Origin of the sequence: Kribbella sp. NPDC050459 (genome assembly GCF_040655315.1) — a bacterium.
Taxonomy (GTDB): Bacteria; Actinomycetota; Actinomycetes; order Propionibacteriales; family Kribbellaceae; genus Kribbella.
Genome location: NZ_JBFAJQ010000008.1, coordinates 337,302 through 359,026, shown reverse-complemented (window position 1 = coordinate 359,026; position 21,725 = coordinate 337,302). Strand labels below are relative to the sequence as shown.

At 69.4% G+C, this 21,725-nt stretch carries 17 protein-coding genes; 6 read left to right on the top strand and 11 right to left on the bottom strand.

Going from position 1 to position 21,725, the window contains the following annotated elements:
• Positions 1–254: 254 nt before the first annotated feature.
• Positions 255–1,670 (top strand): hypothetical protein, encoded by a 1,416-nt coding sequence (locus AB0I12_RS26345; RefSeq protein WP_359934403.1) that lies wholly within the window; start codon positions 255–257, stop codon positions 1,668–1,670.
• Between the two features lie 501 nt (positions 1,671–2,171).
• Positions 2,172–3,863: a DUF222 domain-containing protein gene (locus AB0I12_RS26340; protein WP_359934401.1), complete on the top strand. Its 1,692-nt coding sequence runs from the start codon at positions 2,172–2,174 to the stop codon at positions 3,861–3,863.
• A 785-nt stretch (positions 3,864–4,648) separates the two neighbouring features.
• On the opposite strand, the gene AB0I12_RS26335 is transcribed toward AB0I12_RS26340, so the two are convergent.
• The gene (locus AB0I12_RS26335; RefSeq protein ID WP_359934399.1) at positions 4,649–5,959 is read right to left on the bottom strand and encodes an MFS transporter; all 1,311 of its coding nucleotides are present in this window, start codon (positions 5,957–5,959) and stop codon (positions 4,649–4,651) included.
• A gap of 232 nt (positions 5,960–6,191) precedes the next feature.
• Here AB0I12_RS26335 and AB0I12_RS26330 point away from each other — a divergent pair, with 232 nt between their 5' ends.
• Positions 6,192–7,436, top strand: coding sequence for a cytochrome P450 (locus AB0I12_RS26330; RefSeq protein WP_359934397.1), 1,245 nt, complete (start codon positions 6,192–6,194; stop codon positions 7,434–7,436).
• Between the two features lie 63 nt (positions 7,437–7,499).
• On the opposite strand, the gene AB0I12_RS26325 is transcribed toward AB0I12_RS26330, so the two are convergent.
• The 8 genes from AB0I12_RS26325 to AB0I12_RS26290 all read right to left on the bottom strand — a co-directional run bounded on the left by AB0I12_RS26325 (position 7,500) and on the right by AB0I12_RS26290 (position 17,999).
• Entirely contained in the window at positions 7,500–9,287 is a 1,788-nt protein-coding gene (locus AB0I12_RS26325; protein WP_359934395.1) for an ABC transporter substrate-binding protein, read from the bottom strand.
• Positions 9,288–9,311: 24 nt separating this feature from the next.
• Positions 9,312–10,577: an ATP-grasp domain-containing protein gene (locus AB0I12_RS26320; protein ID WP_359934393.1), complete on the bottom strand. Its 1,266-nt coding sequence runs from the start codon at positions 10,575–10,577 to the stop codon at positions 9,312–9,314.
• 5 nt (positions 10,578–10,582) lie between these two features.
• Entirely contained in the window at positions 10,583–11,719 is a 1,137-nt protein-coding gene (locus AB0I12_RS26315) for an FAD-binding oxidoreductase (protein ID WP_359934391.1), read from the bottom strand.
• Between the two features lie 5 nt (positions 11,720–11,724).
• The gene (locus AB0I12_RS26310; RefSeq protein ID WP_359934389.1) at positions 11,725–13,395 is read right to left on the bottom strand and encodes a class I tRNA ligase family protein; all 1,671 of its coding nucleotides are present in this window, start codon (positions 13,393–13,395) and stop codon (positions 11,725–11,727) included.
• Positions 13,392–13,859, bottom strand: a complete 468-nt coding sequence (locus tag AB0I12_RS26305; protein ID WP_359934387.1) for a cupin domain-containing protein — start codon at positions 13,857–13,859, stop codon at positions 13,392–13,394. Before AB0I12_RS26305 ends, AB0I12_RS26310 begins: the two co-directional genes overlap by 4 nt.
• Before the next feature lie 2 nt (positions 13,860–13,861).
• Complete coding sequence (locus tag AB0I12_RS26300; protein WP_359934385.1) at positions 13,862–15,379, bottom strand: PqqD family protein; 1,518 nt, start codon at positions 15,377–15,379, stop codon at positions 13,862–13,864.
• A 36-nt stretch (positions 15,380–15,415) separates the two neighbouring features.
• On the bottom strand, positions 15,416–16,720 hold the full coding sequence (locus tag AB0I12_RS26295; RefSeq protein ID WP_359934383.1) for a SidA/IucD/PvdA family monooxygenase: 1,305 nt from the start codon (positions 16,718–16,720) through the stop codon (positions 15,416–15,418).
• Positions 16,721–16,937: 217 nt separating this feature from the next.
• Positions 16,938–17,999 carry a phosphotransferase gene (locus AB0I12_RS26290; RefSeq protein WP_359934381.1) on the bottom strand — a complete coding sequence of 354 codons (1,062 nt, stop codon included), beginning with the start codon at positions 17,997–17,999 and terminating at the stop codon, positions 16,938–16,940.
• Between the two features lie 85 nt (positions 18,000–18,084).
• Between AB0I12_RS26290 and AB0I12_RS26285 the strand changes: the two genes are divergently transcribed.
• Positions 18,085–18,723: a flavin reductase family protein gene (locus AB0I12_RS26285; RefSeq protein ID WP_359934379.1), complete on the top strand. Its 639-nt coding sequence runs from the start codon at positions 18,085–18,087 to the stop codon at positions 18,721–18,723.
• A gap of 36 nt (positions 18,724–18,759) precedes the next feature.
• Here AB0I12_RS26285 and AB0I12_RS26280 read toward each other — a convergent pair whose 3' ends face one another.
• A complete protein-coding gene (locus AB0I12_RS26280; protein ID WP_359934377.1) occupies positions 18,760–19,725 on the bottom strand; it encodes a hypothetical protein in 966 nt (321 codons plus the stop codon).
• Positions 19,726–19,931: 206 nt separating this feature from the next.
• Here AB0I12_RS26280 and AB0I12_RS26275 point away from each other — a divergent pair, with 206 nt between their 5' ends.
• Together AB0I12_RS26275 and AB0I12_RS26270 are read left to right on the top strand one after the other, a co-directional pair.
• Entirely contained in the window at positions 19,932–20,441 is a 510-nt protein-coding gene (locus AB0I12_RS26275; protein WP_359934375.1) for an acyl-CoA thioesterase, read from the top strand.
• Positions 20,442–20,474: 33 nt separating this feature from the next.
• On the top strand, positions 20,475–21,098 hold the full coding sequence (locus tag AB0I12_RS26270; RefSeq protein WP_359934372.1) for an ion channel: 624 nt from the start codon (positions 20,475–20,477) through the stop codon (positions 21,096–21,098).
• Here AB0I12_RS26270 and AB0I12_RS26265 read toward each other — a convergent pair.
• Positions 21,095–21,715: a TetR/AcrR family transcriptional regulator gene (locus AB0I12_RS26265; protein ID WP_359934370.1), complete on the bottom strand. Its 621-nt coding sequence runs from the start codon at positions 21,713–21,715 to the stop codon at positions 21,095–21,097. The genes AB0I12_RS26270 and AB0I12_RS26265 overlap by 4 nt on opposite strands.
• Positions 21,716–21,725 lie beyond the last annotated feature (10 nt).

The following is a 21,725-nucleotide window of genomic DNA, read 5'->3' as shown; positions in this document are numbered from 1 at the left end:
GGCCCTGTCTGGTGATCCATCGCCTACTGCGGGGCACTCGGCACGGCACCTCGCCGCACGGGTGCAAAGGCCACGATGCTCCGCATCGAGACCTTTGCCCCCGCACGCCGATGCACCGCACCGAGCACCTCCTCGCTACGGCGCTGGATCACCAGACAGGACCTCCGCGCATCAGTGTATTTCCGGCCGCCGGTGGCTGCCTCTGACCGAGCAGGAGCGCTCTGATTCCGCGTCGACCCCCGGAGGTCCCGATCATGCAGACCGGCTTGAGCCGAGCTGAACTCACAGCACAGTACCTGGACGAGATCAAGCGACGCGGGATCTCCGCCGCCGAACTCGTCAGCACCCAGCCCGAGTCCGTCGGGCTGCAGTCGTTCTACGGCGGGCGCTACCTGCCCCGGCCGGTCTTCCTCGGGGCCGAGGAGTGCGAACAGCTGGCGAACGACATCCTGACCATGCACGCCGCACTGATCAGCCTGCCCGACAAGCTGTACGGCGGCGACCTGGCCGCGTTCGGCCGCGCCGTCGGGCTGACCGAGGTGCAGGTCTCCGCTGTCCTGCGCAGCCGCGGGACGACCGTGACGAAGCAGAGCCGCGCCGACCTGTACATGGACGAGTCCGGCTTCAAGCTGCTCGAGTTCAACATGGGCAGCGCGCTCGGCGGTATCGACCAGTCCGACATGGCGCGGGCCCTGCTGGACCAGCCGGTGCTGGCGGAGTTCGCCCAGACGCACCGTCTCGGCTACATCGACACCATGCGCGAACAAGTGAACAACATGTTCGTCGAGTGCGGCTTCGAGTACGGGTCGCGGCCGGTGCTGGCGACCATCGACTGGCCGAGCAGCTACGAGACCCTCGAGCCGTACATGCACCACTTCGCGACGCGGCTGCACGAGATGGGCGTCGACGCCCACGTCGGGCACATCGGCCAGCTGGAGGTCCGCGACGGCGGCGTCTGGCTGGGCGACCTGAAGATCGACATCATCCAGCGGCTGTTCATGCTGCAGGACCTGCTGGAGGACCCGGACGCGCACGCGCTGATGGATCCGATCCTGGACGCCGCCGCCCGCGGCGAGGTCAAGATCTTCACGCCGATGGACTCGGAGATGTTCGCCAGCAAGGCGGCGCTCGCGATGCTGTCCGACGAGGAGAACCGCAAGTACTTCGACCAGGAGACCCTGGTCAGCCTGGACCGGATCCTGCCGTGGACGCGAATGGTGCGCTCCGGCCCGGTGACGCTGGAGGACGGCTCACAGGTCGAACTGCTCGACTACGTGCTGAGCCACCAGGAGGACCTGGTGCTCAAGCCGACCTCACGCCACAGCGGCGAAGGAGTGCTGCTCGGCTGGCGCGACGACACGAGCGCCGAGCTGTGGGAGGAGCGGGTCCGGGAGGCATTGGACGAGCCGTGGATCGTCCAGCGCCGGATCCGCCCGGTCCCGGAGCTGTTCCCGATGCCCGACGGCGACCCGGTGCCGTGGATCGTCAACTGGGGCGTCTTCACCGTCGTCAACGGCTACGGCGGCGTCTTCACCCGCGCCGCGACCGTCGAGTCCGACCTCGAGGTCATCCGGCTGTTCGCCGGCGCGTCCGCAGGTTGCTGCCTGCACGTCCTGCCCGAGGACTCCGACGTCGAGCCCGGCACAGCACTCCCGGTCCGCAGAGGCTGACCCACGAACAAACCGGCGCGGCGCCTACTGGGCACCGCGCCGGTTCGTCGTGCTTCGAGCGCTATTCAGAAGCCTTTGGAAAGGATAGAGAGTGGGAGTTGGCTGCGTGGCTGGGTTTGCCGGGCCAGCGACAGTCAGCGCATCAGAGCGCCGAGCTTGGGGTTGTTCGAATGCGGCTGGGAACGCATCCTGCACCAGCACACCTGGTACGCCGACGCCGCCTACTTCGGCACCACCGCCGCCGTCCCGTGCCAGCGCGGTCCGCGGTCGAACGCGAGGGCCACGCCAGGCGGGTGGGTTCACGCTGTCTCAGTTCCTATGGGGCTGGATCGCGAGGAGGTCGGCGAGTTGGTTTTCCGGCCTTGCCTGCCCAGGCAACGCAGGCCGAGCGGATGCAGTCGTATGGCGCGTGGTGTTTGCTGGTGTGGGCCCCCGAAAAGCCCACAAAATAAGGGGATTCCGGCTCGGAAACTGTCGGTGGCACCGTCTAAAGTCAATGCCATGGAACTCCTGGGCGAGCGGCCGGCGTGGTCGATGAGTGGCAGCGAACTGCTGTCCACCCTCGACACGCTGGAAGCCGAGCTCGCCCGCCTGGAGGCGTACCGGCTGAGCGTGATCGCCGCCATCGAGTCCACCGGGTACGCCGAAGAGCTCGGCGCCCGCGACACCGCTGAGCTGCTGCGCTTCCGGTACCGCCTGGACTCCCCGATCGCCCGCCGCACCCTCCGCCTCGCCCAGACCGCCACCCACTACCCGGCCGTCTCCACCGCCCTCGACCGCACCGCCTCGCCCGCCCCCGCCACGACCGCCGACATACCCGACAGCGGACCCGCAGACGCCGAACCCGGAGACGGCGTACCCGACGACAGCGGATCCGGGGACGGTGGATCCGGGGCCGATGCTGGTGGTGGTGATGGCTGGCTGCTACGTCCGGCGCAGGCGGCCGCGATCGTGTTCGGGCTCGACCGGGTCCGGTCGCGGGTTCCGGTGGAGCACCTGGACGCGGCCGCGGAGCAACTGGTCGGGCTGGCCGGTCACCTCTCGCCGGGCGAACTGCGCACCGCCGCCAAGGAGATCGCCGACCTGCTGGACTCCGACGGCCCCGAACCCGAGGAACACAAGGCGTATGAACGCGAGTCTCTGACGCTCTCGGCTGCCGACAACGGGGTGAAGTTCAAGGGCTTCCTGGCCAACGAGAACGCCGAACTCCTCCGGGCCGTCGTGCACGCCGGCGCCCGCCCACACAAGACCGTCGACGGCGAACACGACCCCCGCCCCCGCGACAAGCGCCAGGCCGACGCCCTGTCCACCGCCCTGAGCATCGCCGCCGCCGCATGGGACACCATGGGACCCACCGCGCCCACCGGACCCACCGGACCTGCAGCGGCGACCACAGCCGCCGCGAGCAGCGCCGGCAATGCGGGCGGTGCTGGCAGTGCTGGGAGCGCGGGCAGCGCGGGCAGCGCCGGGAGCGCCGGGAGCGCGGGGAAGGATCGTCGGGTGGCCGGGTACGGCGCGAAGGCGAACATCACCGTCACGATCGACCTCGAAGACCTCAAAGCCGCCACCGCGGACGCGATCGGCCACACCGTCTACAGCGGCGGCCTGTCCGCGGCCACGATCCGGCGGCTGGCCTGCGACGCGAACATCATCCCGCTGGTGCTCGGCTCGAACTCCGAACCGCTCGACGTCGGGCGCCGCGTGCGGCTGGTCACCGGGGCGATGCGCCGCGCCCTGGACGCCCGCGACCGCGGCTGCGTGGTCTGCGGAGCCCCGCCGATCATGTGCGACGCCCACCACCTGATCTCCTGGATCGACGGCGGCGACACCAAAGTCTCGAACCTGGCGCTGCTGTGCCGTCGCCACCACGTCGACCTGCACAGGGGCCGCTGGCACATCACCATCCTCGACGGCATCGTCCACGTCGCCCGCCCCAGCTGGGCCGAACCCGCACCCACCCCCGCCACAGCCCGACGCACCGCACCCCCGCGCGCCCGACCACCCAGCGGCAGGACGGGCCCGCGCGAGTCCGAGCCCACCCAGCCCACCCAGCCCACCGAGCCCAGCGGGTTCGCCGAGGCCGGCCTGCGGGCGGTCGAGGGCGTCGTGGTGGAGACCGTCGCCGACCGTTCCCGATGGCGGGCCGACGAGACTGTCCTCCGGGAAGCGGCCGCCTTCGCAGCCACCGGCTGAGCCCGGACAACACAACAACCTCCCCCGCGGACCTGCGGGCGGGAGGCTGTTGTGCTGTGGCGGGGTCAGGAGACGGCGGAGGCCAGGCGGCACAAGGGCCTCCTGCTCGCGGGGGTGTGGGCGGGAGGCTGTTGTGCTGTGGCGGGGTCAGGAGACGGCGGAGGCCAGGCGGCACAAGGGCCTCCTGCTCGCGGGGCTGTGGGCGGAAGGCCGTTGTGCTGTGGCGGGGTCAGGAGACGGCGGACGTCAGGCGACAAGACGGCCTGCTACTCGCGGGCCTGTGGGCGGGAGGCTGTTGTGCTGCGGTGGGGTCAGGAGACGGCGGAGGCCAGGCGATACAACGGCCTCCTACCCGCGGAGCTGCGGGCGGAAGGCTGTTGTGCTGCGGTGGGGTCAGGAGACGGCGGAATCGTTCCAGCCGTCTCCGGCAGCGAGCGGCTCGTCTTGTCGCCCACGCTGAACCGGTGAGGGGACCTGCCCGGTCGCGGACGGATCCGCCTCGCGCGTCGTTCTTTACCGGCCGTCCGCGCCCCTCCTCGACGTGCTCACCGAGCGCGAGCACGAGGAGGGAACCGGCCTGCCTGTGGGATGGGGCGACGTACAGGTCGCGCCGGCAAACCTCCGGCCAACCGCCGAAGCCGGCCACCAAGCTCAACTTCTTAGTTTCTTGCCCGAAGTCCCGTTCGACAAGATGGTGTGGGAGTTGGAATGCCGACCGTCAGCGGACCGCCGAACCAAGGCGGGCACCCAGCTCCCACTCCATCAGCTTGTATGTAGCCCTCCCTTTAGGTCGCCGCCTCCGGGGTGGTGGTGTCCGGCGCGGTCGTGTCGGTCTTGGCTTCAGTTGCGGCCGGCTCTTCGTCCGGGCGGCGCATGCCGATCCGCGCGCAGACCGCGGACAGCACGGCGACGCCGGCCGCCCACAGCCAGAACGTCTGTCCGACGTGGGCCCACAGCCAGACACCGACCGCCGGACCGACCGCGTTGCCCAGGCCGAAGACGCTGAGCATGGCGCCGGAGTAGCGACCGCGCAGGTGCGGCGGCGCCACCATGCCCGGGTACGCGAACGTGGTCGGTGCGCCGATGATCTCCGACATCGTCCAGATCAGCGTGCCGAGGATCAGCAGCACCGGAACCAGCGCGATCGCGTAGACGCCGTACCCGACCGCGACCAGACCGAACCCTGCGATCGCGGTCAGCCGCAGCGGCCAGGTCTGCACGTACTTGGTCGCCGGCACCTCGCAGACGGCCACCACGATGGCGTTGGCCGAGACGACCAGGCTGTACCACCACAGGCTGCTGCCGTCGTCGACGATCGCCAGCGGAAGCACCGCGATGTACTGGCAGTAGACGATCGTCACGAGGAACACGGCGGCTAGGTAGAAGTCGTACCGCCAGTCGGCCAGCACGGCGCGATAGCCCTGCTTCGGTTCCGTGGCCTTGGCGGCGGCGGTGGCGGCGGCCTCCTCCGGTGTGGCCTTCCCGGGCAGGTACCTCCAGGCGATTGCACTGTAGACGACGGCGGCGAACGCCTCGGCCCAGAACAGCAGGTTGTACGAGACCGACACCAGCGCGACGCCGACGATCGGGGTCACCGCGGTGCCCAGGTTGATTGCCAGCCGGTACATCGCCATCGTCATCACCAGCTGGCCCGGCTTGGTGAGCTCGGCCAGCATCGCCTGCGCGGCCGGCCGGTTCAGCATGCTGACGGTGCTGACCGTCAGGATCGCCAGCAGGATCACCCAGTAGACGTTGATGTACAGGATCGAGACGATCAGCGCGGCGGAGCCGAGCATGCTGATCAATGTCGCCGCCCGCGCACTCAACCGGTCGGTGAGCCAGCCGCCGACGAACGACCCCAGCACATGGCCGGCGCCGTAGACGCCGAGGGCGAAACCGGCCTGGCCGGCGCTGAAGCCCTTGTGCGTCATGAACAGCACCAGGAAGATCTGCAGGAACGCGCCCAGCCGGTTGACGAAGACGCCGAACAGCAGTGCCTTCGACGTGATCGACGTCTGGCGCCAGGTCGCGATGGCGCCGAGTCCCTCTCCGGGCTGCCCGGTCGAACTCGGTTCGCGGTCGACTTCTTCGCTCATCAGTTACTCCACCCCTCTGTGCCGGTGACCACGCTGCCCCCGGCGGGCTTGTGCCAGAAGGCATTCGGTCCTGCACGCTACCGCTCGCAGCGCCGTACCGACAGTCCCCAAAAGCAACAAAACAAGGCGTATCAGGGTGGGCCGGCCGACGCCTCTGATGAATGACGGCGACGCGTAGCGGAGCGCACGTGCGCCCCTGTCGACATGCCTTGTTCCCAGGAGGATCTGACCTATGACAACCGAAATGACGGAGGCCCTCCCGCGGATCCCGGACGACTTCATGCAGAGGCCGTACGAGATCCTCGAGCCGTACCGCAAGGCCGGCCGTGTGCACCACGTGGTCTTCCCGCACGGCGCCGACGTCTGGCTCGTCACCCGGTACGCCGACGTACGGACGCTGCTCCAGGACCCCAGGGTGAGCAAGGACGGTACGCGGATGAACGAGATGTTCGCCCGCCACACCGGGACCTACGTCGAGGACGAGAAGCCCGACGTCGGCTTCGACGACGAGCTGTCCCAGCACATGCTGAACAGCGACCCGCCGCGGCACACCCGGCTGCGGGCGCTGGTCAGCAAGGCCTTCACGCTGCGCCGGATGGAGGCGTTCCGGGAGCGGATCGAGGAGCTCGTCGACGACTACCTGACCAAGCTCGAGGGCCGCGACGACGTCGACCTGGTCGGCGAGTTCGCCCAGCCGCTGCCGATCGTGATCATCTGCGACGTGCTCGGCATCCCGTTCGAGGACCGTGAGCGGTTCCAGCAGTGGGCGGTCGAGCTGGTCGGCGCCGGCCACCCGGCGGAGGTCGTCGAGAACGCCTCCAAGAACGTCATCGAGTACGGCCGGCACATCATCGAGATGAAGCGCAAGAACCCGGCCGAGGACATGGTCAGCGCGATGATCGAGGGTTCGCCGGAAGGCGACCGGCTGACCGACGACGAGCTCGTCGCGATGATCTTCCTGTACACGGTGGCCGGTCACATCACCTCGCAGCACACGCTGTCGAACGCGATCCTCAGCCTGCTCACGCACCCCGAGGCGATGGCCCGGCTGCGGTCCGACCCGTCGATCATGGGGCACGCGATCGACGAGCTGATGCGGTACGACGGCGGCGTCGGCGTGGCCACCTTCCGGTTCACCGCGGAGGACATCGAGATCGGCGACGTGGTGGTCCCGAAGAACAACATCCTCGCGCTGTCGATCCTGTCGGCGCACCGCGACGACGAGCAGTACGAGAACGCGAACACGCTCGACCTGGACCGCAAGCCGAAGGGCGTTCTCGGCTTCGGTCACGGCCCGCACTTCTGCATCGGGCAGCCGCTGGCCAAGATGCAGACGAACATCGCGCTGACCCGGCTGCTGGAACGCTTCCCGGACCTGCGGATGACGGCCGACCCGAGCTTCCTGGAGTGGGAGCCGAGCACCCTCCTGCGCGGCATGCACCACCTGCCGGCGGCAACCATCCCGCCGAAGTCCTGAACCTCGCCGGACATGACACTGCCCCAGCCGATCGGCTGGGGCAGTGTTGTTTGTAGGTACGGTTCACTCCTCGACGTAGTACCAGTCCTCGGGTGTGATCAGGCCGTACGGGTTCACCGGCTCGAGGCCGCGCAGGTTCTTCGCGACCTCGAACATGCGGTTCGGGAAGCCCGGGGACCAGATCGTCGGCACCTGCTCGGCGATGTAGTCCTGGTAGTCGAACATCGCCTGCGGGTCGTCGCTGTGCACGGTCCGGTCGATCAGCTCGTCGGCTTTCGGGTCGCTGTAGTCGCCGAAGTTGCTGCCGCCGCCGGTGCGGAACAGCATCTCGCCGGTCAGGTGCCCGTAGAACGACCAGCCGCCGTTCCAGCTGTTGATCTCCCACAGCCGCTTCGCGGGACCGGGGCTGTGGTCCTCGGCCACCATCACCGAGCCGTACACCGGCTCCAGCTTCAGCTCGATTCCGGCCTTCGCCGCATCCTGTTTGAACATCTCCAGCATCCGGGTCAGCGCGACCTTGCCCTCGACGTACCGGATCGTGAAGGAGAGCCGGTCGCCGATCTCGACACCCTCGCCGGAGCAGCCGGCCACCTCACCCGGCTGGACACAGCCGGCCGGCAGCGTGCTGGTGTCCCAGCCGTGCGCCTCGAGCAGCCGCCGGGCCGCGTCGACGTCGAACGGCATCGGGTCGTTGCGCTGCTTCGGCGAGACGTGCGGGTTGGCCGGGGAGATCGGCACCGGGCCGTCCATCCGGTACGCGTTGCCGTGGAAGATCTCCCGGATCGCGCGGTCCTGGTCCAGGCACATCTGCAGCGCCTGCCGGACGTAGGCGTGCTTGTAGATCGCCGCGGCGGTGGAGTCGTTGTCGAAGTTGAACGGCATGTAGCGCACCACGAACAGGTCCTGCGCCACCAGGCGGTACGAGTCCGCGAGCGGGTCCTCGCCGTCGTCGGTGAGCCCCATCCCGAACGGCAGGTACCCGATCTGGATCCCGTCCGGCGCGTCCGGTCCGGCCTGCAGGCGCTCGTACATCAGCTCGTCGGTGTCGTTCTGCACCTGGCGGAACTCGTCCAGGTGCGGCTTGTTCGGGCCGGAGTACTTGTCGTTCGGGACGAAGGTGACGACGCCGTCGAGGGTGTAGCTCTTCAGCCGCCACGGGCCGTTGACGACGCTCCACACCGGGCTCTCCGCCCAGCCGCCGCGGAAGTGGTTCGCCTCGATCGTCCAGTCGCCGTTCTGGCTCACCAGGTAGTCGTAGACGGCCGGGATGTCGGCCTTGTCGAACGACGCACGGGCCGGCCCGTCCTCGGTCCGGTCCCAGGCCTTCGGCATCGGCGTGATCAGCGACAGCTGGTTCATCTCCACCCAGGTCTTGGAGTAGACCTCGTCGAAGGTGAAGCGGACCTTGTCCTCGGCGATCTTCTCGTACGACGTGAGGTTGTCGGGGAAGTAGCCGGGGACGTAGTAGCCGAGCCGGTCGCCCTTGACCGCCATCATGTTCACCCAGAACATCACGTTGTCGGCGCAGATCGGCTCACCGTTGGACCACTGCCAGGGTTTCAGCGTGACGGTGACGCTCAACCCGTCCTCGCTCCACTCCGGCGGGTAGGCCAGGCTCAGGTCGGGGTTCACCTCCGGCCTGCCCTCCCGGCCGAGCCAGTACAGCGGGCGGAACATCAGCACCTGGAACTCGTACAGGTTGCGGATGCCGATCCGCTCCCGCGGCGTGAACGGGAAGATGGCCGCGGGCGGGAAGCCCGGGTTGCAGGCCCAGGTGACGGTGCCACCCTTGATCGGCCGGCCGTCCTCGGACGGCTGGTCGGACTGGTGCTCGGTCAGCACAGTGGACATCCAGGTCACCTCTCGTGAGTTGGATCAGGCCGTCAGCTTGGTTGCCGGCGCGGCCAGGCGTACATCGATCTGGCCGGCGAACTCGTACGCCGTGCCGATCGCTTCGTCGAACGTCGCTCCGCTGGTACAGAGGAAGCCGAGGATGTTGTTGCCGTCGGGCGGCCGCCGGATGACGTCGCCCGGTTGCGCCGTGATCTTGAGGAAGAACACCCGGTCGGATTCGGCGACCTCGGCCGGCACGGTGATCTGCTCGATCACGCCCGCCGCACCGATCAGGCAGGTGCCGGCCAGGTGTACGCCGGTCGGGCGGTAGTGCTGGACCTCGGGCTTCCGGCCGGCGGCGACGGCCATCGTCGCGCGGATCGGGCAATAGCCGGTGCTGAGCCGGGCGAAGTAGTCCAGCCCGCCACCGCCCGGCCGCACCGCGATCTCCAGCAGGTGCGGCTTGCCGCGGTGGAAGCGGACCTCGGCGTGCATCACGCTGCGCCGCAACCCTTGCGCGTGCGCGGCTGTCGCCACCACTTCGTGCACGGCGGCCAACTGGTCCTCATCGAGGGTGGTCGGGGCGCGATGCGCGTCGTCGTCGAAGGTGTTGCCCTCGATCGTGATCCGGTCGACGATCGAGCCCAGGTACACCTCGTCGTCCCAGGCGAGCGCCTCGATCTGCATCTCGCGGCCGTCGAGGAACGACTCGACCAGCAGCCCGTACGGCCCGACGTCGAGGCCCTCGGCCTCCATCCGGAACCACGACATCCCGGCCATGCCCTCGAGCGCCTGCGGGAACCGGGTCCGCATCTCGTCCGGGGTGTCGATCTTGAACACGAAGTTGCTCGCGGCGCCCAACGTGGGCTTCAAGACGACCGGGTAGCCGAACTCTTCCGCCGTCGCGAGCGCAGCGTCGAGGTCGGCCGCCAGCCGGAACTTGGGCACCGGCGCACCGCCGAGCTCCTGGGCCTCCCGCATCAGGAGTTTGTTGCGGCTGATCCTGGCCGCGTCGAGACCGACACCGGGCAGCCCGAGCGCCTCCGCCACCGCGGCCACCGTGAGGACGCCGGACTCGGAGAACGTCAGGACGCCGTGGAAGTGTTCGGTGGCGTGCCACTCGCGAGCCGCCGCGATGATGTCGTCGATGTGCCGCGAGCCGGCGATCCGGTAGCGGTCGGCCGGCCAGTAGTCCGGCTCACCGAGTCCGTTCAGCACGAACAAGGTGCCGCCGAACTCCTCGATCTGGCGGTAGCGGGACTGGTAGTAGCCGGCGTTCTGCACGGCCTCCAGGGCGAGCAGTTTCATGGCACCTACTCCTCACCGACCGCGGCGAGCTGCCGCGGCCTGTCGATCGGGTCCAGGCCGACCGGCCGGGGCGGCGCGCCCACCGCGCGGTCAGCGATCGTCCGTGCGATCTGGGGCGCGAACTTGAAGGACATCCCGCCGCACGCCGCGTACGCCCAGACGCTGCCGCCGCCGTACGACGACAGCAGCGGTCCGCCGCGCGCACGCTCGGCGAGGTAGTAGCCGTCGGTGGCGTCGGTCACCGCGGCCGGATCGAAACCCGGGAGCACGTCGGCGAACACGGTCATCAGGTGTTCCCGCCAGCGGTCGGGAGTGGTCCGGTCGGTCATCTCGCGGGTCGGCCGGCAGGCGCTCGCGGCGCTCAACCGCAGCGGTGCGTCCGCGTGCGGCACCGTCGGCATCAGCCAGGCGTCGCGATCCGGGCCGAGGCCGAGCACCGCGGGCAGTCCCACCCACTCCGGTTGCCGGTACGAGAGCACGGTCTGCCGGTACAGCGTGAGCGTCGAGGCGATGACACCCGGCACGAGTTCACGCGACCAGGGACCGGCGGCGATCACGACCCGGTCGGCGGTCGCGGACTCGCCGTCGGCGAACCGGATCACGCCGCCGCGCCCGCTCCCGGACACCTCGACGACCCGTCGGTGCGGATGCAACCGGACATTCGGCCGGTCGCCCAGCCAGCGGGCCAGCGCGATCAGGGCCCGGTCGGCGAGCACGGCGCCCGCGGTGGCCTCCAGTACGGCGCCCGAACCGGCCGGGAAGCGCACCTGCGGATACCGGCGGGCCAACTCGTCCGGCGCGAGGCCCCACGCCCGCGCGCCGGCGGCAGTCAGAAGCGCGAGCGATGCCGCCGCCTCCGGCTCCGGCATCGCGGTCAGCGCCCCTGCCGGGTGGTAGAACCGCGCGCCGACCAGTCCCTCGACCTCCATCCAGGCCTCGTGGGACTGGGCGGCCGCGAGTGTCAGCGCCGGTTCGCCGCGATGCAGCGCGCGCACCACCCGGAGCCGATCGTTCGAGGTCGCCGTCGGCGAAGGGATCGGGCCGGCGTCGAACAGGTCCACCTGTTCGACGCCGGCCGCGCGACTGCAGTCGATCGCGGTCAGCAGTCCGATCACGCCGCCGCCGACCACGGTGATCCGCATCGGGATCACCGACCTCCGGCGAGCTCGCCGTCCGCCGTCCCGGCCGCCAGCAACGGCGGCACGAACGGCGTGACCTCGGCGAGCTCGAAGGATCCGGTGACCAGCACCCCGGCGTCCGGCAGTTCGTCGAACGCCCCGGCCTCACCGGCCGCGGCGGCGAGATCGATCAGCAGCGGCGACGCCACCGCGAGCAGGGCCTTCACCTCGCAGAACAGATCGCCCCAGGCCTCCGGCTGCTCGTCCAGACCGGTGCCGTCGAGCGTCAGCGCCTGCCGCCGCAACCGGTCGATATGGACCAGCACCGTGTCCGCCGAACGGTTCAGGTTGAACGTCGGCATTTCGTACCCGAGGTCGAACCGGTCGCGCATCAGCGCGACGCGCTGCCGTGCGGCGGCCGAGACCGGCAGCCGCGCGCCGTCGCCGCCGGCGTTCGCAACCGCCTTGGCGAGAACGCCGGCCAGCTGGTTCCACGGGCCGACCAACCGGTCCTCGGCCATCTTGTCGAGGCCCGCCCGGCTGAACGTCGACCGCTGGTACTCCGGTGCGGTGAGCGCAAGGTAGAGCCGGGCGACGTCGCGCGGCACCTCCTCGAGCAGCTCCTCGGGCGTCAGCACATGTCCCTTGCTGGTCGAGAACTTCGAGCTCTCCAGCTCGTAGAACTCGTTGTTGATGATCGACTCCGGCCAGACGTACTTGTCGCCGTGCGCCATCAGCATCGCGATGTGCGGCAGGCAGAAGTAGTACGCGTTGTCGAAGCCGAGGAAGTGCACGATCCGCAGGTTCGTCGTCTGATCCGCAGCCTTGCGCCACAGCTCGCCCGGCACGGTGTCCCGGCCGAGCTTCGCGGCGGCGTACGACGTGGTGAACATGCCGGCCGGGATCAGCTCGAGCCAGGCGTTCAGCACCTGCCCGGGGACCTCCGGGAACTGCGGGTCGATACCCCAGTTCAGCGGGAACGTGATCGGCACGTCCTGCAGCGGCCGGGCCAGCAGCTCGGCGATCATCTGCCGCACGTGCGGCCGCCGGTGCTCTTTGAGGTTCTCGTGGTACGTCGTCAGCTGCTCTCGGTACTCCTCCAGAGGCAGCACCATGATGGTGGCCTCACGGTAGGTGAGCTTGTCCTCGGGGTTGATCGTCGAGTGCGGGTTGATCAGCTGGTCGAAGTTGTTCGGGTGGCAGCAGGTCTCGCAGAGCCCGCCGCGGCTGGTCGTCAGGCAGACCGGGCAGTCGCCCTCGATCAGGCCCTCGACCATGAACTCGCCGGTCCGCTCCAGATACGGCAGGCGGACGGTCTTCAGCCGGAACACCCCGGCCGCGTGCAGTGCTTTGAAGTACTGCAGCACGGTCGCCTTGTAGGTCTGGTCGAACGGGCCGAACCCGTCGATCGAGATCCCGATCGCGCTCAGCGCCTCCTGGATCTTCGCGGTCGAGCGCTTGCACAGCTCCTCCGGCGTGATGCCTTCCCGGCCCGCCGACGCCACCACGTAGGTCTGGCTGTCGTCGGTCTCGGACGTGAAGATCACGTTGCGGCCGCGGGCCCGCTGGTACCTGGCGTAGACGTCGCCGGCCAGGTACGGACCGGCGATGTGCCCGAGGTGCATCCCGCCGTTCGGCGTCGGGTTCGGGCCGAGGACGAGAACCGGACGGTCGTCGTCGGACGGCAGGGGTCGGGTCATTGGCTGGCTCCTACTCGCTCGGCGGACTCGATGGCCTCGGCGGCCCGGCCGTTCTCGTCGACCTTCGCGGCCGCCTCGACGGCGAACCGCTCGGTGTCCGAGCCGGCGTACTCGGCGAGGAACTTGTGGGACATCTCCGGGTCCCACCAGATGCTGCAGAAGACGAAGTCCTCGTCGCCGGTGTTGTGCACCCGGTGCAGCTGGCCGGGCGTGAAGTACGAGACGTCGCCGGCGCGGAACGGCTGCCGTTCGCCGCCGCACTCGACGACGCACTCACCGGAGACGGCGACGAAGATCTCCTGCTCGTGGTGGGTGTGCAGCTTGGAGACCGTTCCCGCCCGGCAGACCGCGTAGCTGACCTCGAAGGGCGCGTTCAGCACCGGCCACGGCTGCAGGCGCTGGGTGTCCACGCCGTACTCGTGCAGCAGGTTGTCGCGATCCAGCCGGGAGATGTGTACGACCATGGCTACCGTCCCGAAATCTGTTCGTAGGTGTCCGGACCGTCCTTGGAGTGCCGGGTCTCGATGACTGCCTTGTGCGGATCGCCGGCCAGGATCAGGTCGATCACCGGCGTTCCGCCGGCGGCGCTCTGCACCGAGCGGCTGTAGAGCACGCGCAACTGGCTCGGTGTGAGTCCGCTGATCCGCTCCAGCTCGGCGTCCAGCGCGAGGTCGTCGCCCGCGCCGGCCAGCAAGCTGTGGATCTCGTCGAGCCGGTCGGACAGGTGCGGGTGCTCGCGCTCCAGGAACCGCTCCAGTCCGGCGCCGTGCCCGGCGAAGGGTGAGTACGTCATGCAGACCAGGTGATCGCCGGTGAGCCCGAAGGTCGTCAGCGCGTACTCCTCGGCGGCCTTCCGCATCCGGGCCGGGGCGTCCGGGCTGTCGTACCGGGCGCGCATCATCTCCACGAGTTGGTCGGGGATGTCCTTCTTGCGCATCAGGCCGAGCGCAAACTCGACGTACTCGGCCAGGCCCTCGTCGTACGACCGCTCGAACACGCGCTCGGCCTTGATCCCGCGCAGGTGCGCCATCAGGGCCGGGTTCGCACAGTCGGACTCGGTGAAGCTGAAGGCCAGGTCGTCGAACTGGAAACCGAGGAAACCGGTCAGCATGTCGAAGTGGTCGCCGGCCCGGTACGCCGTCTCGCCGTAGACCGTGAAGAACTTCAGCCGGTCCGGAACGTCGGTGCTCACCCGGCGCTCGCTGATCGCGTCGTCGGCGTCCGCCCCGTGGATGTCCGCGAAGTACGCCTGCGAGATGTCGTCGAGCTGGCCGAGGATCCGGCCGAACCCGTTTCCGCGCGTCCGCGGGTGTACGGCCGGGCCGGTGCGCAACCGGCGCGCCAGCCTGCCGACCCAGAAGCTGTACTGATGCTGCTCCTGCGGCGAGTCGCCGGTGATCAGCACGTCGGCGCCGTCACCGTAGGCGGCGGCCAGCCCGAACGCGTTGAAGACGCTCAGGTTGCACGAGTTGCAGAACGTCGGCCGCCCGTCGGCGAACGTGCGGTGACCGGTCATCAGAATGTCCAACCGGTTGCGCCGTACGACGTGTTCGCGCTGCGGGGAGTCGACGTAGAACTCGCTGATCTCGTCGCCGTCCACCAGCAGCAGCTCGCAGTCCGGGTCGTCGAAGAGTTCCAGTGCGCGGTACTCGCGGTCGATGTTCTCCATCACCGCACGCGGCATACCCGCGTGCCGGTTGGTCGCCACCCGCATCCGGAACGTGCGGCCGTGGACCCGGTCCAGGATCAGCTGCATCGCCCGGACGAAGGCCAGCGTGTACGAGCTGTCCTTGCCGCCGCCGAACGCCACCAGCACCAGGTTGCGCTCCAGCTCGGGCTGATGCGGCAGCTCCGCCAGAAGTTGGCCGCTGCACCGCAACGCTTCGTCCATGACGCCGGGCGGCATGGCTGCACGCAGACCTGTGAACGTCCGGTCCCGGGCCTGTGCCAGGCCGGGCGGACGGTCCAGTTCGAGTGTTGTCATCCGGTTCTCCTCGCGGGCTGGGGCTATTCCCATCCGTTAGAGCCCGGCCGGCCCGTTGGCTGATACAGCCGCCGCCGGGATCCGCTCCCGGTGCGCGACGATGTCCCGGCAGATCTCCTCGGACCGCTGCGCCAGCACACTGAGCAGCGAGTCGGAGATGCCGTGGGTCTCCTCGTTGACGCCCTGCAGGTAGCAGGCCGCGCTGCTGCCTTCGCCGCCGGTGCCGTTGAGGTCCAGACGGTACTGCCGGGTGACGTCGACGCGGTCCAGGCCGAGATCGTCGGCCAGGTCCCGCACCAGCCGGGGCATCCGGGTGTCGAAGCCGGTGCCGAGGAAGATCACGTCGCGGCGCAGCTCGGTGACGGCTCCGGTCCGCCGGTCGGTGAGCTCCAGCACCAGCTCGTCCTCGGCTTCGTGAGCGGCGGTGATGTCGACCATCGTGATGAGGCGCCGATCGGTGCGCTGCTGGAAGTGGTCCAGGTACAGGTCGGCGTACAGGTGCTCGAGCATCGGAGGAGTGACGACGGAGTAGTTGGTCCGGTACAGCTCGCGGAGGATCTGCTCCCGCGCGTGCGGCGGGGCGTCGAAGAACTCGTCGACGAACGACGGGTAGTACATCTCGTTGGTGAACTTGCTGGACTGGTCCGAACTGAGCCCGATGGACCGCATCAGCCACGCGATGTCGCTGTCGGGCAGATCGTCACGCAGCGCCCGGAACATCTCGGCGGCGCTCTGTGCACTGCCCAGCACCGCCACCCGGTACGGCAGGTCGCCGGACAGCTCCGCCACCCGGTGGCGGTACTGCGTGCTGTGGACAACGCGCTCCGGCGGCAGGCCGGCGAGCTCCGGCGGGATGTTCGGTTCACGGCTGCCGCCGTACACCAGGTACCTGCTGGTGATCGTCGTACCGTCGGCGAGGCTGGTGACCCACCCGGTCACCGCGCCGGTGTCGTCGCGCCGCGCGCGCACCCCGACGCACTCGCACCCCAGCCGGATCTGGACCCCGGTGAGTGATTCCGCCACCCAGCGCAGGTACTCGGTGAACTCGACCCGGTACGGCGTGAAGGTGCTCATGTTCACGAACTCGTCGAGCCGGCCGGTCTCGAACAGATGGTTCAGGAACGAGAACCTGCTGCTCGGATCCCGCTGGGTCACCAGGTCCTTGAGGAACGACACCTGGCTGGTCGCCCACGGCATCAGCATGCCGGACTGCCACTCGATCGCCGGGTTGCGGTCGATCAGCAGCGTATCCGCCGCCAGATCAGGCGCCAGCTCCTCGAGCGCCACCGCCAGCCCGAGATTCGACGGCCCCGCACCGATCGCAAGCAGTTCGACTTCCACAGAGTTGTGTTCTGACATCCGCGCCGCCTTCGTCTCAGATCACCATCACCTCCCTTCGAGAGCCCGACACAGCCGACCGTTGATACACCTCCCTGCCCAACCCCACCCGGACAGCCAGTCACAAGAGGCCTGGCGCGTGTGCTGGCGACGCCCGGGGCAGCGCGCCAGGCGTGGGTGGGGTGGTGGTGCCTGTTCGGGTGGGGAGGCGGCTCGCGGGCTAGGTGAGTCCGGACCAGGGGGCCGGTGGGGTGGTGGTGAAGAAGTGGAGGATGCTGAGCAGGCGGCTGGCGGTTGGGGCGGTCCAGTGGCGTTGGCCTGGCCAGGGCGCCGAGGAGAGTTTGGCGATGGCCCAGGACAGGTGGAACCAGAGGACGCCGGCGGCCAGCTCCTCCTCGGACTCGGGCGGCTGGGCGTACCGGAGGTAGTCCGGAAGCAGCACGGCGACCTGCGCGAGGGGGAGCTTGGCGAACTCCATGGCCCGCGGCGCCCAGGCCGCGTCGCCCCAGTCGATGAGCGCCCGAAGCTCTCCGTCCGGCCCGGCGAGAAGGTTGTGTGCGGCAACATCTCCGTGAATCAGCACCTTGGGCCGACTCCTGTCGACCCGCTCCGCGAGCCGCGTGAACCACCCGCTCAACCAACCAGCCGTCCCCAAATCCACATACCCCCGCTCACCAAGCTCCTCAACAGTCCTCCACGGATCCCCCCACCCCTCCTCACCCAACCCCACCAAGCCCAACCCAGCAGCCAGGCAAGGTTCGGCACGAGCGCCAGCCAGACCAGACACGCCGAGCGCACCAGCCACCCCGGGCGTGCCAGATACCCCGGGTACGCCGGGCGTGCCACGCACCCCGGGTGCGCCGGGTTCGTCACCTACCCCGGGCTCGCCGGGTGTGGTGGGTTGGCTGGGGAGGTGTGGGGCGCGTTGGAGTTGGTGTAGGTGGGCCAGTTGTTCGGCCAGGGCGGTGGGGAGGGTGGTGGGCTCGGTGCCGTGGATGCGTTCCATGACCGCGTACGGCGCGTCGATCAGGTGGTGGGTGGCGTCGTACTCGACGATCGCGGGGGTCAGGACGCCGGCGGAGCGGGCGGCGGGTACGACGTGGGTTTCCTTCAGGAGGTCGGGCTCGAATCCGGGGCGGCACACGCGGAGGAAGAGGTTCTCGCCGAGGACGAATCCTCGGTTGGCCACCCCGCCGGCGACTTCTCTCACCTCGGCGGGGTCGACGCCGTGGCGCCGGGCCACGGCGGCTACGCCGGCCAGGATGTCGAGTTGTTCAGCCAATCCACAGCTCCGTCGTCGGCGTGATCCTCCGGCCGGACCCCGTGCGGCCGCCGGTGGCATTCACCGAGTTTGATGTACTGCGGGTGTGCGTGTCGATGTGAATCCGGAGGCCGTCGGACGGCGGGAGTTCTATGCGCTGCTGAACTCGGTGGTCGTCCCGCGGCCGATAGCGTGGGTGTCGAGCCTGTCCGCCGCCGGCGTGCTGAACCTGGCGCCGCATTCGTTCTTCACCGTCTCGTCCGTGCAGCCGCCGATGGTGCAGTTCACCTCGGTCGGCCGGAAGGACAGCCTGAACAACGTCGAGGCGACCCGTGAGTTCGTCGTGAACTTCGCCGCCGAGCACCTCTACGAGCAGGTGAACGCGTCCGGCACGAACTTCCCGCCGGAGGTCTCCGAGTTCGAGGCGATCGGGGTGACCGCCGAGCCGTCCCGGACGGTCGCCGTCCCCCGCGTCGCGGAATCGCCGGTGGCGCTCGAGTGCACCCTGCACACCACTGTCGAGCTCGGCGACTGCACCCTGGTCATCGGCCAGGTCCGCCATCTCGCGATCGACGAGACGATGCTGGACGGCAACCACCCCGACATCCATCGCCTCCGCCCCCTCGCCCGGCTGGGCAAGGACGAGTGGACAACCCTCGGCGAAGTCCGCTCCATCACCCGGATCCGCTACTCCGACTGGCCCGGCCACTTCGAGAAACCGGATGGAGAAAGCCCCGAAGGCTGACGCAGACACCGCCAGAGTTTGCCATCAGCAACTTCCTCACGACGTGCCACGCGCCGGTGGCGGCTCCCGAGTGGCGAGAAGCTTCGTCAAGGACTCGAGCTCCGGGGACAGGCGGAGCGGGGTGTGGTCGGGGAGTGCGGTGGTGGCGGGGTGCCAGGTGAAGTCGGGGCTCACGAGGTAGACGTCCGGGGACAGCGGGCCGGGGTCGCGGGAGTGGCAGCGGGCGGCGACGTTGAGCAAGACACCGAGGGCGGGGATGACCGTGAGGTCCTCGATCACGTGCAGCAGCAGCGTATCCCGGGCCGGGACGGCGGCCAGGAGTCCGTGGGGCGCGTGCTGCAGGTGCAACGACTCGCGGAGAACGGTGTCGAGGACGAGTGCGCGGGAGGCGGCGAAGGCCGTCCCGGTGACGACGGCCAGGCGGAGGTCGTCGTGCTCGACATACTCGACCTCGTCCTGGATGCGGCGGAGGTTGGCGAGGCCGAAGCGCTCGGCGTCGGACCAGGTGAGATCCAGGTCGGCGGGCTCGAGGTACATCGTCACGATGCCGTCGGTCTGCGTGGACGGCACGGAGATCAGACCGGGCAGAAAGTCGGGCCGATCCGCGGTCCAGTCGGGCGGTAACGCGTCGCGCGGGACCAGCCGCTGGATCAGCTCGCGCTCGGGGTCGGCCGGTGGCGTCGGTGGGCCTTCGCGGAGTTGCTCCAGGATCTGGCGGAAGTGTTCCTCGGTCAGCGCCGGCCAGCTGTGCTCGTCGAAGCGGGACAGGATGCGCGCGAGGTTGCTCAGCCCGAGCACGGGGGTGTCGGCCGAGCGGTCGGCGGGCACGAGCGCGGCGCCGCCCTGGTAGCAAACGGCGACGCCGAGGTCGGCGGCCGTGCGCAGGGCGAGGTGCACGAGCCGATCGGCCTGCCGCCGGGACAACGGCGGCAGCACCGGGTCGGGAGAGCTGGTCTCGGGAAAGTCGTTGCTCTGGGCATGTTCGGTGGTGTCGGTGGGCATCGTCGGACCTCCTTGTCGGCAGAGAAGTCGGCAGAGAAGGTACGAGGATCGGGGCGTGCCGGAGCACGCGAATCCATGCCTGTGGACAAGCCGTCGGGATACTGTGCGGCAGACCCAGACCCAGACCCAGACCCAGACCCAGGCCCAGACCCAGGCCCAGGCCCAGACCCAGGCCCGGACCCAGGTCCAGGAAACAAGGAGCGCGCATGTCCAGCAGCCCGTCGTCGCGGCCGACCTCGGAGACGCGGCTGTCGCTGTCGCACCTCACCGCGCAGAACGAGACGAACCTGCTCGGCACCGTGCACGGCGGTGTGATCATGACGCTGGCCGACTCGGTCGCGGGGGTGGTCGCCGCGCGGCACTCCGGTGGTGCCGCGGTCACCGCGTCCATGGACGAGATGGTGTTCCTGGTTCCTGTGCGCGTCGGTGACGTCGTGCACTTCAGCGGGCAGGTGAACTGGACCGGCCGGAGCTCGATGGAGGTCGGCGTCCGGATCACCGCCGACCGCTGGGACGCGGTCGGCCCGCAGGTGCACGTCGCGTCGGCGTACCTGGTGTTCGTGGCCGTGGACGAGGAGGGGAAGCCCCGCGAGGTGCCGCAGGTGGTGCCGGAGACCGACGAGGACCGGCGGCGGTTGCGCGAGGCCGAGATCCGCCGCAGCCACCGGCTGGCCCGCCGCGCCGCGATCATCGCCTCCCGCGAGGAATCCCGGTGAGCGTTCTCGCACGCCCGGCGGAACCCGTCCGCCGTGCTGCTCGTGGTGCAGTTGCTCGGCGTACTCGTCTACCCGGCGATGGAGGGATCGCGCCCCGGCCGCGTCGCGTTCGAGATCCTCGGCATCGTCGTCCTCGTGCTCGCGGTCTTCTCGGTCCGCGCGACCCCGGGGCTCACCTGGGTCAGCGTCTGCCTGGGCATCCCGGCGGTGGCGCTGTCGCTGCTCGACGCGTTCAACCCGACCGAGCCGGTGGTCGCGATCTCCGGCGCGCTGCACGCGGCCTTCTACTTCTACGCGGCCTACAGCCTGCTCCGCTACATGCTCTCCGACCACGACGTCAGCGTCGACGAACTCTTCGCGACCGGCGCCACCTTCACCCTGGTGGCCTGGGGCTTCGCCTATCTGTACGTGTTCGTCCAGGTCCTCGTACCGGACAGCTTCACCGCGGCCGTTGACCCGGCCAACGACCGCACCTGGATGGAGCTGCTGTTCCTGAGCTTCACCACACTGTCCAGCACCGGCCTCAGCGACATCGTCCCGATCACGTCGTGGGCCCGCTCGGTGGTCATGCTCGAACAGCTCGCCGGACTCGGGTACGTCGCGATGGTCGTCTCCCGCCTCGTCGGCCTAATGATCACCAAGCGAAGCAACACCTAGCCCCGGGGCCACCCCGCCAGCAGATCGGCCGCCGCCCGGGCCGCGACCTCCGGCGCCGACGTCATCGCGGCGACCCGGTAGCTGACCATGGCGCCCTCATGGAGGAGCAGCAGCCGGTCGGCCAGCTCGCCGGTGTCCGCGAACCCCGCCGCGCGCGCCTGCGCCTCGAACTCGGCCCGCATCCACCGCTTCTGCCCGACGATCACCGGCATCGCCGGATGGTCCGGCGCCGCCAGCTCCACGCTCGCGTTGATGAATCCGCACCCGTTGCGCGAGCCGGCCAGCCAGTCCGTCAGCGCGGCGAACAACGCCAGGATCACCGCCTCGGGCGTGGTCGGGTTCCGCGCGGTCAGCTGGTCGTCCAGGAACTCGTGCCAGGCCCGGTCCCGCTGCTCGAGGTACGCCGCGATCAGCCGGTCCTTTGACCCGAACCGGTCGTACAGCGTCTTCTTCGTCACGTCCGCCGCCGCGGCGATCGCGTCGACCCCGACGGTCCGGATCCCCTGCTCGTAGAACATCGTCGACGCGGCCGCCAGGATGCGCTCGCCGGCCGGCGTCAGCCGGGGCGCCGCGGGAATCTCCCGGTCCACGATCAGTCTCACCTGCTGGTCGAGCATACTGACAGTA

Excerpts from the sequence above, each read along its gene's own strand:
- AB0I12_RS26300 (WP_359934385.1), bottom strand. The coding sequence starts at position 15,379 with ATGACAACACTCGAACTGGACCGTCCGCCCGGCCTGGCACAGGCCCGG.
- AB0I12_RS26325 (WP_359934395.1), bottom strand. The coding sequence starts at position 9,287 with ATGTCCACTGTGCTGACCGAGCACCAGTCCGACCAGCCGTCCGAGGAC.
- AB0I12_RS26265 (WP_359934370.1), bottom strand. The coding sequence starts at position 21,715 with ATGCTCGACCAGCAGGTGAGACTGATCGTGGACCGGGAGATTCCCGCG.
- AB0I12_RS26335 (WP_359934399.1), bottom strand. The coding sequence starts at position 5,959 with ATGAGCGAAGAAGTCGACCGCGAACCGAGTTCGACCGGGCAGCCCGGA.
- AB0I12_RS26315 (WP_359934391.1), bottom strand. The coding sequence starts at position 11,719 with ATGCGGATCACCGTGGTCGGCGGCGGCGTGATCGGACTGCTGACCGCG.
- AB0I12_RS26345 (WP_359934403.1), top strand. The coding sequence starts at position 255 with ATGCAGACCGGCTTGAGCCGAGCTGAACTCACAGCACAGTACCTGGAC.
- AB0I12_RS26275 (WP_359934375.1), top strand. The coding sequence starts at position 19,932 with ATGTCCAGCAGCCCGTCGTCGCGGCCGACCTCGGAGACGCGGCTGTCG.
- AB0I12_RS26320 (WP_359934393.1), bottom strand. The coding sequence starts at position 10,577 with ATGAAACTGCTCGCCCTGGAGGCCGTGCAGAACGCCGGCTACTACCAG.
- AB0I12_RS26305 (WP_359934387.1), bottom strand. The coding sequence starts at position 13,859 with ATGGTCGTACACATCTCCCGGCTGGATCGCGACAACCTGCTGCACGAG.
- AB0I12_RS26340 (WP_359934401.1), top strand. The coding sequence starts at position 2,172 with ATGGAACTCCTGGGCGAGCGGCCGGCGTGGTCGATGAGTGGCAGCGAA.
- AB0I12_RS26330 (WP_359934397.1), top strand. The coding sequence starts at position 6,192 with ATGACAACCGAAATGACGGAGGCCCTCCCGCGGATCCCGGACGACTTC.
- AB0I12_RS26280 (WP_359934377.1), bottom strand. The coding sequence starts at position 19,725 with ATGCCCACCGACACCACCGAACATGCCCAGAGCAACGACTTTCCCGAG.
- AB0I12_RS26310 (WP_359934389.1), bottom strand. The coding sequence starts at position 13,395 with ATGACCCGACCCCTGCCGTCCGACGACGACCGTCCGGTTCTCGTCCTC.